Raw genomic sequence first — 18,383 nt, forward strand, 5'->3', positions numbered from 1 at the left:
AGATTTTATAGATATTATAAACTGCATAATCTAAGATCGAAGGTTAAAATTGATTTTAAAATGACTCCTCATTTTGACCAAATAACATTTATAAGAGGATTAGGAAGTATTAAAGTTGGGGAAAAATGTTCATTCGGGTTTAAATTGGGAGGCTTTCACTATGGAGGTAGTGTAGAATTGCAGCCAAGATTGGTAAATTCCCAAATTATCATAGGAGATAATGTAAATACAAATAATAATGTTTTTATAAGTTCATTAAATAGAATCGTGATAGGATCTCATACCTTGATAGGGCAGAATGTTTCTATTATGGATTATGAAGCTCACGGTATTAGTCCGGATTCCAGAAGAGTTATTGGCAAAATAGGTAAGGTTATAATAGGTGAAAATGTGTGGATAGGAAATAATGTTACTATTTTAAAAGATACTATTATTGGCAAAAATACTATAATTGCTGCAGGAGCATTAGTAATAGGAGAGTTTCCGGAAAATGTTATTATTGGCGGTATCCCCGCAAAAATTATTAAGCAAATATGAGCAAAGAAAACTCTTCTTATCGTCAAATATTTAAAGCGACATCTATTTTCGGAGGAGTTCAGGTATTTAATATTCTAATTTCTATAATACGAGCTAAATTTATAGCTGTACTTCTAGGTCCTTTAGGAATGGGTGTTTTTGGTCTTTTCACCTCTACGATAAGCCTTTTGTCATCTATGACTAATTTTGGATTGGGGACAAGCAGTATTAAAGATATTGCTTCAGCTAATGAAAATAAGGATGATAATAAATTAGTTGAAATAGCCAGTATTGTTAATAGACTTGTGTGGTTCACCGGGATATTGGGGATGATATTAACTTTAATTTTGTCTCCTCTACTATCTAAATTAACTTTTGGTAATTATCAATACACTTGGTCATTTATTTTTCTATCAGTTACATTGTTTATAAGTCAGTTGACATTAGGTAAAGACGCAGTTTTACAAGGAACACGACAATTAAAATGGCTTGCCTATGCTAATATGATTAGCTCTGTTGTTTCATTAATTATTACATTACCATTGTATTTTTTGTATGGAGCAAAAGGGATTGTTCCGGCAATTATCATAATGTCATGTGCTACCTTGATAATAACACAGTTTTTTTATCGTAAAATTGATATCAAGCTGGTTGCTATTACCAATAGAGAAGCTTTTGACAAAGGTAAGTCAATGCTAAAATTAGGTTTCTTTTTAAGTTTAGGCGGATTAATTACAACTGGTTGTGCATATTTGGTGAGAATATTTATAAGTCAAGTGGGAGGCTTGGAAGATGTAGGTTTTTATAATGCAGGTTTTGGCATTATAAATTCGTATGTAGGAATCATTTTTACTGCAATGGCTACAGATTATTATCCAAGATTATCAGGAGCAATAAATGACAACTCTAAATACATTTCAGTTGTTAATCAGCAGGGAAATGTAGCATTGTTGATATTAGGACCTATACTTACTGTGTTTATAGTCTTTATAAATGTTGCGCTTATAATTTTGTATAGTAAAGAATTTTTAACGATCAATACAATGATGCAGTATGCTGTAATCGGAATTTTCTTCAAGACAGCTTCTTGGCTAATGGGATTCATTGTTTTGGCCAAAGGTTCTACTAAATTATTCTTTTGGTGCGAGCTGATAGCGAATTTTTACTTAACATGTTTAAACTGTGTAGGTTTTTATTATTGGGGAATAGAAGGGCTAGGTATTAGTTTTTTAATAGGTTACATCATACATTCTTTACAAATGTTTTATGTGTCAAAAAAATTTTATAGTTTTTCTTTTGATACTTCTTTTTATAAAATATTTATTATACAAATTAGTATTGCCATTTTAGCTTTGTGTATCGTTAAATTAATTAATAATATTATTTTATCTTATACTTTGGGTAGCATGATGATTATTATCGCAAGTATTTTTTCATTTTATTTTATAAATAAAATTATTAATATAAAAGAATTAATTTTAAAATTAAAAAATAAGTAAGAATATTTTAAATTTATAGTTAAATAATAAATTTAATACTAAATCATTAAAAATGAAACCATTAGTTAGTATTATAATACCATCTTATAATCATTCAGAATTTATAAAAGAAACATTAGATTCAGTTATAAACGATACTTACCCAAATAAAGAAATTGTAATTATAGATGATGGTTCTAGAGATGAATCTGTGGAAATTATCAATTATTGGGTTAAAAATAATCCTGAGCAAAAGGTTAATTTTATAAATAGAAATAATAAAGGTTTATGTAAAACCTTAAATGAGCTAGTAGAAAATGCTAAAGGAGATTATATTATTGTTTTAGCAAGTGATGATTTGTTAGTAAACAATACGATTTCGGAAAGAGTGAATATTTTAAGGAATAGCGAAAAAATGGTACTTCTTTGTGATGCTGAAGTTATTGATAATGATGGCGAGATAATTTATACAAGTATGTTGTCAGATCTTCATAAAGCCGATAAAACAAAATATATCAATGAAGAAGATCTTTTGAATGAAATCATATTTAAATTTTCTATTTCCGGAGCTGTAGTAATGATGGATGCTAATATTTTTAAATTAGTAGGAAAATATCCCGAGGATTTAAAAGCTGAAGACCTATACTTCTATTTAAGTACAGCTGCAAAAAGGCAATTGTTATTTTATGATAAAGTTGTTTCAAGATATAGGATTCATGAAAATAATACATCGGGTGAAAACCCTGAACTTTTAATCGCTGTGTTAAAAACATATAAAAGATTATTTTTTAAAATCCCAGGTTTTTTGAGAAAATTAAAACTTATAAAACGTGTTATCGGAACACTTGTAAAAACACCTAACATCGATATGAAATCATTACTTAAATAATTTTGATATGTTAAAGTTTTTAAAAATTATAAATTCTTACAGGTATAAAATAATTACCCATTACAATAATACTTCGAAAGAAGTACAGTGGCGATTAGACAATAGCCACAATATGACTACTCTTTCACCAAAGGTGAAAAATCCGTCGCTAATAAGCGTTGGGAATTATTCATACGGATTACTGAATGTAGAATCTTTTGAAAATCCTGAAGAGAAATTAATAATTGGTGATTTTGTATCTATAGCAAGTAATGTAGTTTTTATACTTGGAGGAAATCATCAAATAAATACATTTACAACTTACCCAATAAAAGCACAATTTTATACGAAATACGCAGTTGAAGATGCTCAGACGAAAGGTCCTGTGGTTGTAGAGGATGAGGTTTGGATAGGAAGTAATGCAACTATTATGTCTGGAGTGACGTTAGGAAAAGGGTGTGTAATAGCAGCAGGAAGTGTAGTTACTAAGAGTGTAAAACCTTTTTCTATAGTTGGTGGTAATCCTGCCAAGTTCATAAAATTTAGAATAAACGAGGAATTGATTTCAGAAAGAATGCAGTTGTTATTATCAAAAATAAATGTGGAACAGTTGTCTTCAGAAACATTAGAACTCTTCTACAAATCTTTTGACCATGAAATTTCAAATAAAATAAAAAATATTTTTTAAGATGGATGTTTCAATCATCATAATCAATTATAATACTAGAGCATTGTTAGCCAATTGTCTGCAAACAATTATTCATTTTACTAAGGGTATTTCTTATGAAATTATTGTGGTAGACAATGCTTCAAAAGATGATTCAGTAGAGCATGTTGAAAGCAACTATCCGGATGTCAAAGTAATTAAGTTGGCAGAAAATATAGGCTTTGGGAACGCTAATAATCTAGCTGTGAAAGAGGCAAAAGGTAAGTTTTTGTTTTTTGTAAATTCAGATATAACTTTTATAGAAAATGCAACCAAAAAGATTCTGAATTTTTATCAGGACAATTTCCAGAAACTAAAAATTGGGAGCATAGGCTGTATATTATTAGATATAAAACATAAAGTAAATGGTGCTGGATGTAAATTTCCCACGGTTAAGTATATAATTAAAAATAAACTGAGATTTTTACCGTTTTTCAATGTTGTTTTTCCAAGAGAAAAAGAAGAAAATTATTGGAAATTTGATCAGGAGTACTTTGAAGTAGATTATGTAATGGGTGCAGATTTTTTTATTGAAAAAGATTTGTTTCTGAAAACGGGTGGTTTTGATCCTTATTATTTTATGTATTTTGAAGAAACTGATTTGTCAATGAAGCTTTTCGAAAATGGTTATAAAAATTATATATATAACGGTACTAAAATCATTCATTCTGATATTTTAACTGTAGGTGAGACTAAACCTAAAACGGTAACATCGGATAAATTGAGAAATATTATTCATAAAAGCGAAATATATTATGTTAAAAAAAATTTTAAACAAAAATATTTGCTGTATATGATCGTCGATGTGTTAATTTTACCTTTTCTGTTTCTGAGTAAAAATTACACTTTCAAAGAAAATGTTAATTATATAAAAAATGCTTTTAAATGCTATTAAGTTTTATCATTCCTATATATAATGTTGAGAATTTTGTGGAGAAATGTCTTTTTAGTGTTGTTTCGCAAAATATTCCTGTCAATGAGTACGAAATTATCTTGATAAACGACGGGAGCACTGATAATTCCTCTGCTGTGGTTGAGAAATGGATGGTAAATAATCCCTCATATAATATTCAATACGTTATACAGCAAAATAGTGGTCTCAGCGCTTCTCGTAATGTTGGTATATCAAAAGCGCAGGGTAAGTATATTATGTTTGTAGATAGCGACGATTATCTGTTTCCTAATGTGATTAAAAAATTATTAGATCAAGCACTTGATAATAATTTAGACGCATTATGGTTTGACCATCAACTTGTTGATATGAAAGGTAATGTGCTTCCACTTCCTAAAGAAGATGAAAAGAAAGAACTAAGTGAAGAAATTATGAGTGGGAGAGTTTTCCTTACAGAGAACTTTAAAAATTCTTGTATGGTTTGGGCATTTCTGATCAAAAAAGATTTATTATTGAAAAATAACTTATATTTTGTTGAAGGTATCTACTTTGAAGATATTGTATTTTCTCCGCAGATGATTTATAATTCTCAAAGAATAAAATTCTCCGCAGTGAAAGTATATAATTATCTGATACGTGATAATTCAATTATGCGAGATGATAAAAATACAAGAAAAAGGATCATGGATAGTTTAATTGTAGTAAAATCTTTAAACGATTTCACACTCAAACATAGCGATGCTAAACTGAACAATTATATTGATACTTTTACTGGGGCAATTTTACTCTACAATTACAGATTATTAATTTCCATGAATAATATTCAACTTCTAAAGGATTTTAAAAGGCAAATGGGAATTTACAATCTATATCCTTTTAAAATTAGACAGCCATTAGAAAGGAAAATATTAGCAAAAATCGCCAATTTTAGTCCTTTTATTTTCGAAAAATTAAGTCAGTTAAGACCAATAAAATAATATGAAGGTAGCATTATTAGGAAGTAAAGATTTCGACAGCTTAGAATATCATTTAAATGATTCGTTAACTTTTTTGGGGCACAATATCTTCCATATTGATATTAAAGATGTTGTAAATATTCCTTATCGTTTCAACTATTGGGGACAAAAATTTTTTCCGAAATATGACTTATCAATTTTTCTAAGGATAGCCGATAAAATAATAGAGCAAAATCCAGATTTGGTTATTGGTACTTATAGGTTTATACATCCAGAATGCATTAAAAAGATTAAAAGCGCACTTCCAAATGTTCCTATCATACATATAAATCCTGATGCGATTACAACCTTTGAACATCAGCAGATTTTTGCATCGCCTTATGATGCTTATTTTACAAAAGATCCTTTTATGGTAGATTTTATGAAAAATAAAATGGATCTTAATACTTTTTATTTGCCAGAAGCCTTAAATGCAAGACTGCACATATCCCCTTCTGATATGGATCGGAAATCTTTGGAAAACAAAATTAATATTGATGTTGTAGGCTTCGGCACAATGTATCCGTATCGTGCTAAGATGGTCGCTGAATTAATCAAAAGCGGATTAGATGTAAACTTATTTGGTGTTCCAGACAAACGCTTTCCACGAAAAGAAATTGAAGATAATTTCAGAAACGAATTTATTACAGGTAAAAGAAAGGCTGAAGTTTTGTATGGATCGAAAGTGATTTTTAATAATTTTCATTATGCCGAAATTACATCAGCAAACGTAAAGTTTTTTGAAATTTATGGGATCGGAGGTTTTCAGATTTGTGATTATAAACCGACATTAGAGGAATATTCTGCAGTCGATGTTGAGATGTTTACTTATAAAACCATTGGAGAAGCAGTGGAAAAAATTAAATATTATTTGCATCATCCAGAAGAAAGATACAGCATTGCGGACAAACAGCATGAGCATTTTCATCAAAATCATACGTATGAACATAGAATTCAGCAGGTACTAAACACACTATAATGTATTTTTATTACTTCACTATACTGTTACTATTTTTACCTTCGATTTTTGAAACTTCGTATCCAAGATTAAGAGGGAAAATTCCAAAAAAGAAATTTTTTATATGGGGTGTAACTTTTGTTTGTATACTTCAAATGGGATTGCGCTGGGAAACAGGAACAGATTGGATACCCTATCTTGAGCATTTCTATTCTCAAAATATAAGTACACCTTTTAAAAATGATGATTATACATTTGAATCTGGTTACAATTTCTTAGTTTCTTTTTCGAAACTAATTAGTCCAGAATATTCTTTTTTATTGTTTTTGCATGCTGTAATATTTTTCCTGTTATTAAAAAAAGGCTATGAATATTTTTCTCCTTATTCTATAGTCACGTTGCTTTTATTTTATGTTTCATTTTTAGGAATATGGGGTTCCAGCAGGCAGCTTATTGCTGCTGGTTTAGGGGTTTTAAGCTTAACGTATTTGTACGAAAAAAAATGGTGGGCTTACACAATATGCGTACTTTTAGCATTTTCATTCCATAGCACATCATTATTAATAATAATCTTTGTTTTTTTTAAGCGAACATTTACTAAGAATTCAATTATCATCGCACTTCTTTTTTGTGTTGCAATAGGATTTTCAACTCTACCTTATACAATATTTTCACTTTTTGGTGGTGTTAATGAGTTGACAGCATCTAAGACAACCGCTTATATTGAGCAAGCTAAAGGAAATGATGTAGCTATTTCAATCATAGGATTAATAAAACGTCTGGGTATTTTTATATTGTTTTTCATTTACAAAGACAAAATTTCAAAAGAAGCGCCGAAATTTAATTTTATATTTAATGGATATATATTCAGTTTATGCTTTTATTTTCTATTTGCACAAACACTACCAGTAATGATAAGTAGAGGGAGTCTTTATTTTAATATGCTAGAGCCTATATTGGTTTCTTACATATTTTATTTATCATACGACAGAAAAATATCATTCTGGATATCTGTTGCTCTGCTTATTTATTGCTTTTTGAGCGTTAATCAAGCAATAGTTACCTATCCAGAATTATTTGATCCTTATAAAGGTATTTTTATTAATGCTGATTATCAGAGAAATATGTTTTAAATGAATATCCATTTTTTTGAACGAAATTTAGTTCCCACTCGCATAAGTATAGAAAAAGTTTTTTCTGTAATAAAAGTCAAATTATCTGAGAAATCAGTTCATGTAAAGACTTTCGAAAACCCGTATGCTTCATTATCACAAATGCTGAAAGCAATGTGGTACTTTAAAAAGCATCAGGGAGATATCAATCATATTACCGGAGATATTCATTGGGCATGTTTACTTTTAAATGCGGATAAAACGGTCTTAACCATACATGACAATGTTGGTTTTGTGAATTACAGTTCTGGGATAAAGAGAAAACTTTATCTTTTACTGTGGCTCTATCTGCCTTTAAAAAAACTTAAATATATTACCGTTATTTCTCAAAAAACAAAAGATGAATTGCTTGAGTTCTATCCGGTTGCAAAAGGAAAAATAAGGGTTATACATAATCCTCTGACTTTCTCTATTTTCAAAAGAGAAGCAGTATTGCAGACTTCTTCTTTAGATTTTAAAATACTAGTCGTGGGAACTAGAGAAAATAAGAATGTTGATAGAATTCTAGACGCATTAGAAAATATTATTTGTTCCGTTAATATAGTAGGCGAAATAAGTGATTTGCAAAAAGAGAAAATTACAAGAATAAAAGCTAAAGTTATTCTGCATAGTTTTGTTTCTGATAATGAATTGGAAATTCTTTACAGAACAAGTGATGTTCTATGTTTTCCATCTCTCTATGAAGGATTTGGAATGCCTATAATAGAAGCGCAGGCGGCAGGTTGTGCTGTAATAACATCTAGTTTGGAGCCGATGAAATCAGTTGCTGGTAATTCTGCGCTTTTCGTAGACCCATATGATACACAAGATATCATAAAAAAGATATTGTTTATTAGGAATAATTTTGAAGAAAGATCTGACCTGGTCAAAAAAGGTTACGAAAATGTTGAAAGATTTTTACCTGAGAGAATAACTCAAGAATATTTAAACTTGTACAAAGAAATTTTAAATGGATAAATTACTCCTTGTAGACGCTCTATATATAAACAACAGCGGGGGTAAAATACTGCTAGACTATCTAATACAGGAATTAGAAAAATCTGGTAAAAAGGTATTTTATTTATTGGATCAAAGAGTTACAGGAAAAATCCCCTATTTACAGGCTTCTAAAAATGAAGTTTTATTAATGCACGCTTCACTTTTAAATAGGCATAGGTTTTATCTTAAAAATAAAGATAAATTTGATAAGGTACTCTGCTTCGGAAATCTACCACCAAATATCCGTTTAAAGGCAAAAGTGTATACATATTTTCATCAGCAATTATATATATATCTTCCTAAGGATGCTTCTTTGATGCTCAAATTATCATTTTTTTTAAAAAGACAAATCTTTAAATATCTTCTTGCCAATACTGATTACTGGTTGTTGCAAACAGATCTTATAAAAGCAAATTTTGCAAAAAAATTCAACACTGATCCTAATAAAATAATTATTTCTCCTTTTTATCCTCAGTTTCTTGAAACTTCAAATGTAGAAAGGAGCAGACATTCGTATGTCTATGTAAGCAATGCCCCTCCTCACAAAAATCATCTAAGATTAATCAATGCGTTTTGCTCATTTTATGACAGGTATAAGATAGGTAAACTCACATTGACGGTAAGCAACGAATTTACTGATCTTTTGAGCATAATAGAAGAAAAAGTACAATTAAACTATCCAATTTATAATATTGGATTTGTAGAAAGAGAGGGTTTAGCTAAGATTTATAAAGAATCTGAGTACCTTATATATCCTTCTTTAGCAGAAAGTTTTGGGTTGGGTATAGTAGAAGCTATTGAAAATGGTTGTAAGGTAATAGGCACCGACTTACCATATACTTATGCAGTTTGTAAACCTAGTTTAACATTTAATCCTCTCGATGAAAAATCAATATGCGATTCTTTATCATTATCTTTGGGCGAAAATACTGATACCTCATCGACCAAGGTATCAAATAATATACAAGAAATAATATCATTTTTTTAAATAATATGAAAATTCAAAATAAAACACTTCTGATTACAGGCGGTACAGGTTCTTTCGGAACGGCAGTACTAAACAGATTTTTACACACAGACCATTTCAAAGAAATCCGGATTTTTTCTCGTGATGAAAAAAAACAGGACGATATGCGAAACTTTTATAAGAATGATAAAATAAAATACTTTATAGGTGATGTGAGGGATTACAACAGTGTTGAATATGCAATGCGTAACGTTGATTATATTTTTCATGCAGCAGCTCTTAAACAAGTTCCTTCATGCGAGTTTTTTCCTATGCAGGCGGTAAAAACGAATGTAGAAGGAACTCAAAATGTGATACGTGCCGCTGCTGCAAACAAAGTAAAAAAAGTAATTTGTTTATCTACCGATAAAGCAGCTTATCCTATCAATGCAATGGGAATTTCTAAAGCAATGATGGAAAAAGTTGCTGTGGCAGAGGCTAGAAATCTTACCGAAACTGTAGTATGTCTTACGCGTTATGGTAATGTAATGGCTTCAAGAGGTTCAGTAATTCCTTTATTTTTAAATCAAATTAATAATGGGGAAGAACTTACGATTACAGATCCTACAATGACAAGGTTTTTGATGTCGCTAGAAGAAGCAGTAGAACTAGTACTATTCGCATTTGAGCATGGTAATCCCGGAGATTTATTTGTTAATAAAGCTCCCGCTGCTACTATTGGTGATTTAGCAAAAGCGATTTTGGAGATGAAAAACAAAAGTAATTCTATCAAGATTATCGGCACCCGCCACGGCGAAAAATTGTATGAGACACTTTGTACAAGAGAAGAAATGATTAAGGCTGAAGATATGGGTGATTTTTATCGTATTCCTGCAGATAATCGTGATTTAAACTATGCGAAATATTTTTCTGAAGGTAATGAAGTGTTGCATGAAATCGAAGACTACAATTCTCATAACACACAACGAGAGGATGTTGAAGGAATAAAAGTTTTACTAAAAAAATTAGATTTGTTTAAAGACTAATTTTATAATGATAAGAAAAATAACAGGTAATTCTCACAGCGATGATAGAGGTAAACTGCTCTTCAGTAATCATCTTGATCTGTCTGCGGTAAAAAGAATGTACGTTATTGAAAATAAAAGTACTGAAATTGAGAGAGCTTGGCAAGGGCACAAAGTAGAATCAAGATGGTTTACTGCGATAAGTGGATCTTTTCAGATTAAGTTAATTAAAATAGATGATTTTGAATTTCCTTCAGAAAATTTGATTGCTGAGATTTATTTTTTAAATTCAGAATCTTTAGACTCACTTATCATTGAGCCGGGTTTTGCATCTTCAATCCAGGCACTTGAAGATAATTCAAAATTACTTGTTTTTTCTGATTTTCAGAAAGACGAAATAAATGATAATTATAAATTCGATCCCAATAAGTGGAAATAATATGAAAAAAATAAAAGTTGCAACTATACTAGGAACAAGACCTGAAATAATCAGGTTAGCAGAATGTATAAAAAAGTGTGATCAGTATTTTGATCATATTTTGATTCATACAGGTCAAAATTATGATTATGAGTTAAATGAAATATTTTTCGAAGATCTGGAACTTCGTAAACCAAATTATTTCTTAAATGTAGCTGGGGAACATCTTGGAGAAACCATAGGCAATGTGATTTCAAAGTCTTATGAAATTTTATCTAAAGAAAAACCTGACGCATTGTTAGTATTGGGAGATACAAACAGCGTATTAAGTACTATTGCTGCTAAAAGGCTGAAAATTCCTATTTTTCACATGGAAGCTGGGAATAGATGTTTTGATCAAAATGTACCGGAAGAAATTAACAGAAAGATTTCTGACCATATAAGTGATATTAATCTTACATATACAGAAAACAGCAGAAGATATTTATTAAGCGAAGGATTCCGAAAGGATCATGTATTTGTTACCGGTTCCCCCTTAAAAGAAGTTTTAGAAAAATACAGCTCTAAGATTGAAAAAAGTGATGTTGTAGAAAGGCTCTCTCTTCAAGAAAACAAATATATCGTGGTGAGTGCACACAGAGAGGAAAATATTGATCTTAATAATAATTTTGAAATATTGGTAGAATCTCTGAATGCAGTAGCCGAGAAATATCAAATGCCTGTTATTTTTTCTACTCATCCAAGAACCAAAAATAGAATTAAAAATAATAATATTACATTTCATCATCTTGTACAAAATGTAGCACCATTAGGATTTTTTGATTATGTAAAACTTCAGAACAAATCGTTTATAGTTTTGTCAGACAGCGGTACCATAAGTGAAGAATCTGCAATGATAGCATTTCCTGCTGTAAGCATCAGAACAAGTACCGAAAGACCAGAAGCAATTGACGCGGGTACAATAGTTTTAGGAGGCATCTCAAAAGATCAGATGCTGAACTCTATTGAAATAGCAAAAGGTCTGTTTGATTCTAATGTTAAGCTTCCATTCGAATATGAAGTGCATAATACTTCTGACAGGGTGATAAAAGTAATTCAAAGCTATACATCGATTGTTAATAGAGTAATTTGGGATAAATAATGAAGAAAATATTGGTCATTGGCATAAAGGGAATGGCAGGACATGTCATTTTCAGATATTTAAAAAATCAAGAAAGCTATGTAGTGTTTGGCATTGCCAGAAATATCGAAGAATCTGATCGTACATTTAATCTGGATGTTTCTGAGACAGAAAAATTAAAGAAAATCCTGCATGACGGCCAATTTGATTATGTAATAAATTGTATTGGTATTCTTAATAAGGATGCTGAAGATCATCCTTCTAAAGCAGTTTGGTTCAATAGCTATTTTCCTCACTTTTTAGAAGAGATTACAAAAAATTCAAACTCTAAAGTGATACACATTAGTACAGATTGTGTTTTCAATGGCAAGAAGGGAAATTATTCAGAGAATGATGTTAAAGATGGCGAAGGTTTTTATGCCCAATCGAAAGCATTAGGTGAATTAAATAATTCTAAAGATTTAACCATCCGAACATCTATTATAGGGCCAGACTTAAATCGGAATGGTATTGGCCTCTTTAATTGGTTTATGGCACAAAACGGTCAGATCAATGGGTATTCATCCGCAATTTGGAGTGGTGTAACTACATTAGAGCTTGCGAAAGCCATAGATTTTGTCATAACCAATCCTGTTGAAGGATTGGTACATTTAACCAATGGCATACCAATTAACAAATTTGATTTAACAAATTTATTTAAAGATATCTGGAAAAAAGACAATATTACAATCAATCCCTATGACGGAAAAGTTGTTGATAAATCACTTCAAAAATCAAATAAACTAACATATGAGGTATCCGGCTATAGAGACATGCTTACAGAACAGTTTGAATGGATGAAAGAATTTTCAAGTTTATATAATTATTAAATGAGAATACTAATTATCTCTCAATATTTCTGGCCGGAAAATTTTAAAATTAATGACTTGTGTTTAGGGCTTAAGGAAAAGGGACATCACATTGAAGTGCTGACTGGAATCCCAAATTATCCTAAAGGTGAGTTTTTTGAAGGCTACTCATTTTCAAAGAATAATGATGAGGTATGGAATGGAATAAATATACACAGAAGTAAATTGTTTCCCCGCGGAAAAGGAGGTTTAAAATTGATGATGAATTATTTTTCATTTGCTTTTTTTGCGAGTTTAAAATCCAGATCACTGTCAAATTTATTTGATTGTATTTTGGTTTATGAGCCTTCACCTATTACGGTTGGGATACCGGCAATATTTGCAGGTAAAAAATTCTGTATACCTTATTATTTTTGGGTTCAGGATTTATGGCCGGAAAGCCTTACTGCTGCAGGAGGAATTCAAAATAAGTTTATTTTAAATTTTTTTGATAAAATAACCAAGTTAATCTATAAAAAAGCGGAAAAAGTTTTAGTACAGTCTCAGGGTTTTAAAAACTACATAATCAATCAGGATATAGATGCCGAAAAAATCATTTTCTATCCTAATAGTACAGAGAATTTTTATCAGCCTTTATCACCGGAAAAATCATTTCTAGATAAAATGCCCGATGGATTCTGTATTACATTTGCAGGAAATTTAGGCGAAGCTCAAAGTCTCTTTACAATTCTCAAAGCCGCTATAATAGTCAAACAGAAAGGATATAATGAAATAAAATGGGTTTTTTTGGGAGATGGGAGACAAAGAGAACAATTGGAAAAATATGTTGAGCTAAATAATTTAAATAACGAAATACATTTCTTAGGTTCTTACCCCGGAACCGATATGCCAAAATTTTTTGCTTGCAGTAGTGCACTCATATCAACTTTAAAAAAAGATAAAATATTTTCTCTGACGATCCCTTCAAAAATACAGTCTTACTTAGCTTGCGGAAAACCTATATTAGCTTCTCTGGATGGCGAAGGCGCAGATATAATAGATAACGCAAAAGCAGGATATGCTTCTCCTGCGGAGGATGAAATTCGCCTTGCTGAAAATGCAATAAAGCTTTTTAATAGTTCAGAAGAAGATAGAAAGATAATGGGAGGAAACGGATTATCTTACTTTAATGAAGAGTTTGAAAGAAATATGCTATTAGATAAATTAATTACTATTTTGGATAATAAATCATGAAAATAATTATTACAGGAGCATCAGGTTTCGTAGGAAAAAATCTTTCAGTTTTCTTACAGAAAAAAGATTATGTAATCAATTCTGTTTCTTTAAGAGACAAAAATTGGAAAACTGATTTTCAAAAATCTGCATATGCAATTATTCATCTTGCCGGTAAAGCACACGATACAAAAAATGTCTCAAATCCGGATGAATATTATAAAATAAATCGGAATTTGACTAAAGAACTTTTTGATGAATTTTTAAATTCAGATATAAAAACGTTCTTTTATTTCAGTTCAGTTAAAGCCGCTGCAGATTCTGTTAATGATATTCTAACTGAAAATGAAGAAGCTAATCCGATAACCCATTATGGGAAATCAAAAATTGAAGCTGAAGAATATATTTTGAGCCAAAATTTACCTGAAGGAAAAAAAGTTTACATCATTCGCCCTTGTATGATTCATGGTCCTGGTAATAAAGGAAATTTGAATCTTTTGTACAAAATAGTAGAAAAAGGTCTACCTTGGCCGCTTGCAGCATTTCATAATCAAAGATCTTTTTTGGGAATTGACAATTTAAATTATCTTATCCATCAAATGCTCTTAAAAGAAGATATGCAATCTGGAATTTATAATTTCGCAGATGATAGAGCTCTTTCAACGAATGAATTAATTCAAACAGTCAATAGAGCTTTAGATAAAAAAGCTAAGCTTTGGAATATTTCGAGGGATTTGATAAAAAAAACAGCCCGGTTAGGAGATAAGTTAAAGCTGCCTCTTAATTCTGAAAGATTAAGAAAACTTACTGAATCTTATGTTGTTTCCAATCAAAAAATAAAATCTGCATTAGGAATAGAAAATCTTCCTTTATCAGCTGAAGAGGGGCTTATTAAAACAGTTAAAAGTTTTAAAGCAACTAAATAATTTAAATCTATTACAATAACAAACAATACTTCATTTAAAATTTAAAGCTATGATCCGGATATTCGATTTCCTATTTTCATTTTTCGGGCTTCTTTTTTTGTGGCCTATTGGTTTGGTAGTTTACGTTATCGGATTATTTGATACAGGCTCACCAATATTTATTCAGGAAAGAGTAGGACGTTTTAAAAAACCATTTAAGCTGATAAAATTTCGTACAATGCCGGTGAATACAAAATCTGTGGCAACGCATCTTTCTCAAAATGTTTCAATAACAAAGTTTGGAAGTTTTCTGAGAAAATCTAAGCTGGATGAGCTACCGCAGCTGATTAATGTTTTAATGGGAGATATGAGTTTGGTGGGACCAAGACCTAATCTATTTAATCAGACTGAATTAATAGAAGAAAGAGATAAGAGGGGAGTATACAATGCTGTTCCCGGAATTACTGGTCTGGCTCAAATCAACGAAATTGATATGTCGACTCCTGTTAAACTTGCAGAAAAAGATGCCGAAATGCTTAAAAGTTTAACAATATCAGACTATTTCAGCTATATATTTTCAACGGTAGGAGGTAAAGGTCAGGGTGACAGAATAAAAAAATAGTCATTTTTTCAGTTGTGAAAACTATTTATTCCTACTTTTGATTTTCAATTTGCACTACTGATGAAAAAAAAAATTTGGCTGTCACCTCCCCATATGTCAGGGAATGAGTTATACTACATTGAAGACGCTTTAAAAAAGAATTGGGTAACATCTCAGGGAGAGAATGTTGATGAATTTGAAAAATCACTTTCAGGGTTTTTATCGAATGATTTACAGGTTTGTGTTCTAAACTCTGCTACGTCTGCAATTCATTTGTCCTTGATAATGTTGGGTATATCTTCAACTGATGAAGTTATAACCTCTTCATTCAGTTTTTGTGCTTCAGCAAACCCAATTACTTACTGCGGTGCAACTCCCATTTTTATAGACTCAGAAAAAGAAACCTGGAATATGTGTCCGATTGCTTTGGAAGAAGCTATCGAAGATAGAATCTCGAAAGGTAAAAAGCCAAAAGCAATTATTGTTGTTCATTTGTATGGAATGCCCGCCAAAATGGATGAGATCACAGTAATTGCTGAAAAACATGAAATTCCTTTAATTGAAGATGCAGCAGAAGCATTAGGTTCTACTTACAAAGGTAAAGCTTGCGGAACTTTTGGGCGTTTCGGTATTCTGTCATTCAACGGTAATAAAATTATAACAACTTCCGGTGGCGGCGCTTTGGTGTGTCACAATCAGGAAGATAAAAATAAAGCAGTTTTTCTTTCAACACAAGCAAGAGATAATGCTCCTCATTATCAGCATTCTCATATTGGTTATAACTACAGGATGAGCAACATCGTTGCAGGAATTGGTCGTGGACAGATGGAAGTTTTAAATGACCGGGTAAAAGCACGCAGAAAAATGCACGATTTTTATGTTGAAATATTTAAAGATATTGATGGAGTTGAAGTGTTTTCTGAACCAAATGAAGATTATTATTCTAACCATTGGTTGTCTGCCATTGTTATTGATGAAAATAAAGCAGGTAGAAACCGTGAAGAATTAAGGTTGGCTTTGCTTGAAGATAATATAGAATCACGTCCTTTATGGAAACCGATGCATTTACAGCCCGTATTTTCACAGGCTCCATACTACGGAACAAATGTCGCTGAAAAATTGTTTGATGATGGCTTATGTTTACCTTCAGGATCTAATCTTTCAGATGATGACAGGACAAGAATTAAAATAAAAATCAATCAGGTATTTTCAAAATGAAAACTTGGTTAAATAAAATTTAATATATATTACAACTGCTTGCTTTTCATTAAGTAAGCAATTGTAATTTTAAACTGAAATGTTTTAAACTAAAACTTCAAATTTACAGTCAGTATTCTTTCCTTATCTTTGCAAATCAATAAAGGACAAGTGAAAAAATACCCATGGTGGAAAGCTTTGATGGACTACGGAATAAGTTTCGTAGCAATAATTGTTTTACTGCCCTTCTTTATTATTTCGATCATAATTACATCCTTCGATACAGGTTTTCCGGGCATTTTCAGGCAAAAGCGAATCGGAAGACAAGGTAAAGCCTTTACCATTTATAAATTGAGGACTTACCACCCTGTCAATGCCTCAAAGTCTCACATTGGAAAATGGCTCAGGAAAACGAAGTTAGATGAGCTTCCACAGCTTTTTAACGTTTTGAAAGGCGACATGTCATTAGTCGGACCGAGACCAGATATTCCGGGATACTATGATCAACTGAAAGGGGAAGATCGTTTAGTTTTACTTTTAAAACCGGGATTAACAAGCGAAGCAGGAATTAAATTTCGAAATGAGGAAGAACTTTTAAATAATCAGGAAAATGCTCTACAATATAATGATGAAATTCTCTTTCCAGAAAAGGTTAAAATGAATCTGGATTATTATCATAAGCTTTCTTTCAAAAAAGATGCACGAATTTTGCTTAAGACCTTTTCGGTTTTAAGAAAATAAGACCGTCCGAAATATATGAAGTATACCATGAAGTTGTTTTCTAAAATGACGCTTTTTATAGCCACCTCTTTCTTCCTGAAAGTAAATGCTCAGACAGAGATAAAAGTAAACGCCCCTTTTCTGCCCTTAGGAATGATCAATCTCGGAGTGGAGAAAGCTTTAAATAAAAATTTTTCTCTGCAGGCGGAAGGGTTTATATCGCCTTGGAAATCCTTTGCTGGAAAGAACCTTCAGATCTATATGGGAACATTGGAAGGAAGATATTATTTTAAAGAAGTGATGAAAGGTTGGTACTTAGGTGCATATGGAAGTATTGCAGCCTATAATCTTCAGAAATGGAATTATTTTGACGCAAAACCGGTCTTAAATGATGACGGGAGTCCTCAGCTTTTAGCAGACGGCACTGTGCGTGTAACAGAGAGATATCAAAAAGGTCTGGCTTTTATAGTAGGAATGAGCGGTGGCTATCACTTTACGATCAATGAAAAGTTGGGTTTGGATGTTTTTGCAGGAATTGGGATCAGCCAGTCTCTATACAGAGGATATCTTAAAGATAATAATGAACGCTACGACGGTGCGGAAAAGTGGAACAAAAGTGGTGAGATTATCCCGACCAGAGGTGGATTGATGTTGACTTACAGAATAGATTGATGTATTTTAGCATAATTATAGGTTATCTGATAAGGTTAACAGCATCATGATTATAGAATAATAATTAAAATAAAGAATAACGTCTGCCTTTTATAAAATATAGATATATTTGCAGAGTTTTATTAAACCTATAAAAAATTTTAATTTTCAAAATAT

General features: G+C 31.1%; 20 protein-coding genes. All 20 read left to right on the forward strand.

The genetic code is table 11. The annotated features are described in order from the left end of the window. Positions 1–60: 60 nt before the first annotated feature. Complete coding sequence (locus AC4FQ5_RS08315; RefSeq protein WP_491142371.1) at positions 61–537, forward strand: acyltransferase; 477 nt, start codon at positions 61–63, stop codon at positions 535–537. Continuing rightward, entirely contained in the window at positions 534–2,015 is a 1,482-nt protein-coding gene (locus AC4FQ5_RS08320) for an O-antigen translocase (protein ID WP_491142373.1), read from the forward strand. The genes AC4FQ5_RS08315 and AC4FQ5_RS08320 overlap by 4 nt, the downstream gene beginning before the upstream one ends. Positions 2,016–2,067: 52 nt before the next feature. Then, positions 2,068–2,883: a glycosyltransferase gene (locus tag AC4FQ5_RS08325; protein WP_491142376.1), complete on the forward strand. Its 816-nt coding sequence runs from the start codon at positions 2,068–2,070 to the stop codon at positions 2,881–2,883. A 7-nt stretch (positions 2,884–2,890) separates the two neighbouring features. Beyond that, on the forward strand, positions 2,891–3,550 hold the full coding sequence (locus AC4FQ5_RS08330; RefSeq protein WP_491142378.1) for a CatB-related O-acetyltransferase: 660 nt from the start codon (positions 2,891–2,893) through the stop codon (positions 3,548–3,550). A gap of 1 nt (position 3,551) precedes the next feature. After that, complete coding sequence (locus AC4FQ5_RS08335; RefSeq protein ID WP_491142379.1) at positions 3,552–4,463, forward strand: glycosyltransferase family 2 protein; 912 nt, start codon at positions 3,552–3,554, stop codon at positions 4,461–4,463. Then, entirely contained in the window at positions 4,454–5,437 is a 984-nt protein-coding gene (locus tag AC4FQ5_RS08340) for a glycosyltransferase (RefSeq protein ID WP_491142381.1), read from the forward strand. The genes AC4FQ5_RS08335 and AC4FQ5_RS08340 overlap by 10 nt, the downstream gene beginning before the upstream one ends. 1 nt (position 5,438) lies before the next feature. Next, complete coding sequence (locus AC4FQ5_RS08345; RefSeq protein WP_491142383.1) at positions 5,439–6,434, forward strand: CgeB family protein; 996 nt, start codon at positions 5,439–5,441, stop codon at positions 6,432–6,434. Beyond that, entirely contained in the window at positions 6,434–7,546 is a 1,113-nt protein-coding gene (locus AC4FQ5_RS08350; RefSeq protein ID WP_491142385.1) for an EpsG family protein, read from the forward strand. Before AC4FQ5_RS08345 ends, AC4FQ5_RS08350 begins: the two co-directional genes overlap by 1 nt. Continuing rightward, complete coding sequence (locus AC4FQ5_RS08355) at positions 7,547–8,542, forward strand: glycosyltransferase (protein WP_491142387.1); 996 nt, start codon at positions 7,547–7,549, stop codon at positions 8,540–8,542. After that, positions 8,535–9,551, forward strand: a complete 1,017-nt coding sequence (locus tag AC4FQ5_RS08360) for a glycosyltransferase (protein ID WP_491142389.1) — start codon at positions 8,535–8,537, stop codon at positions 9,549–9,551. The genes AC4FQ5_RS08355 and AC4FQ5_RS08360 overlap by 8 nt, the downstream gene beginning before the upstream one ends. A 5-nt stretch (positions 9,552–9,556) precedes the next feature. Then, complete coding sequence (locus AC4FQ5_RS08365; RefSeq protein ID WP_491142391.1) at positions 9,557–10,555, forward strand: polysaccharide biosynthesis protein; 999 nt, start codon at positions 9,557–9,559, stop codon at positions 10,553–10,555. Between the two features lie 7 nt (positions 10,556–10,562). Beyond that, complete coding sequence (locus tag AC4FQ5_RS08370) at positions 10,563–10,973, forward strand: WxcM-like domain-containing protein (protein WP_491142393.1); 411 nt, start codon at positions 10,563–10,565, stop codon at positions 10,971–10,973. Position 10,974: 1 nt separating this feature from the next. After that, a complete protein-coding gene (wecB, locus tag AC4FQ5_RS08375) occupies positions 10,975–12,093 on the forward strand; it encodes a non-hydrolyzing UDP-N-acetylglucosamine 2-epimerase (RefSeq protein WP_491142395.1) in 1,119 nt (372 codons plus the stop codon). Further along, complete coding sequence (locus AC4FQ5_RS08380; protein ID WP_491142397.1) at positions 12,093–12,941, forward strand: dTDP-4-dehydrorhamnose reductase family protein; 849 nt, start codon at positions 12,093–12,095, stop codon at positions 12,939–12,941. Before wecB ends, AC4FQ5_RS08380 begins: the two co-directional genes overlap by 1 nt. After that, on the forward strand, positions 12,942–14,153 hold the full coding sequence (locus tag AC4FQ5_RS08385; RefSeq protein WP_491142399.1) for a glycosyltransferase family 4 protein: 1,212 nt from the start codon (positions 12,942–12,944) through the stop codon (positions 14,151–14,153). Next, positions 14,150–15,058: an NAD-dependent epimerase/dehydratase family protein gene (locus AC4FQ5_RS08390; protein ID WP_491142401.1), complete on the forward strand. Its 909-nt coding sequence runs from the start codon at positions 14,150–14,152 to the stop codon at positions 15,056–15,058. The genes AC4FQ5_RS08385 and AC4FQ5_RS08390 overlap by 4 nt, the downstream gene beginning before the upstream one ends. Before the next feature lie 49 nt (positions 15,059–15,107). Further along, a complete protein-coding gene (locus tag AC4FQ5_RS08395; RefSeq protein ID WP_491142403.1) occupies positions 15,108–15,659 on the forward strand; it encodes a sugar transferase in 552 nt (183 codons plus the stop codon). A 60-nt stretch (positions 15,660–15,719) separates the two neighbouring features. Then, entirely contained in the window at positions 15,720–16,856 is a 1,137-nt protein-coding gene (locus AC4FQ5_RS08400) for an aminotransferase class I/II-fold pyridoxal phosphate-dependent enzyme (RefSeq protein ID WP_491142405.1), read from the forward strand. Positions 16,857–17,006: 150 nt separating this feature from the next. Then, positions 17,007–17,576, forward strand: a complete 570-nt coding sequence (locus tag AC4FQ5_RS08405; RefSeq protein WP_491142406.1) for a sugar transferase — start codon at positions 17,007–17,009, stop codon at positions 17,574–17,576. 45 nt (positions 17,577–17,621) lie between these two features. After that, positions 17,622–18,227, forward strand: a complete 606-nt coding sequence (locus AC4FQ5_RS08410; RefSeq protein WP_491142408.1) for a DUF3575 domain-containing protein — start codon at positions 17,622–17,624, stop codon at positions 18,225–18,227. Positions 18,228–18,383: the final 156 nt, after the last annotated feature.

The organism is Chryseobacterium sp. DT-167, from assembly GCF_058310155.1.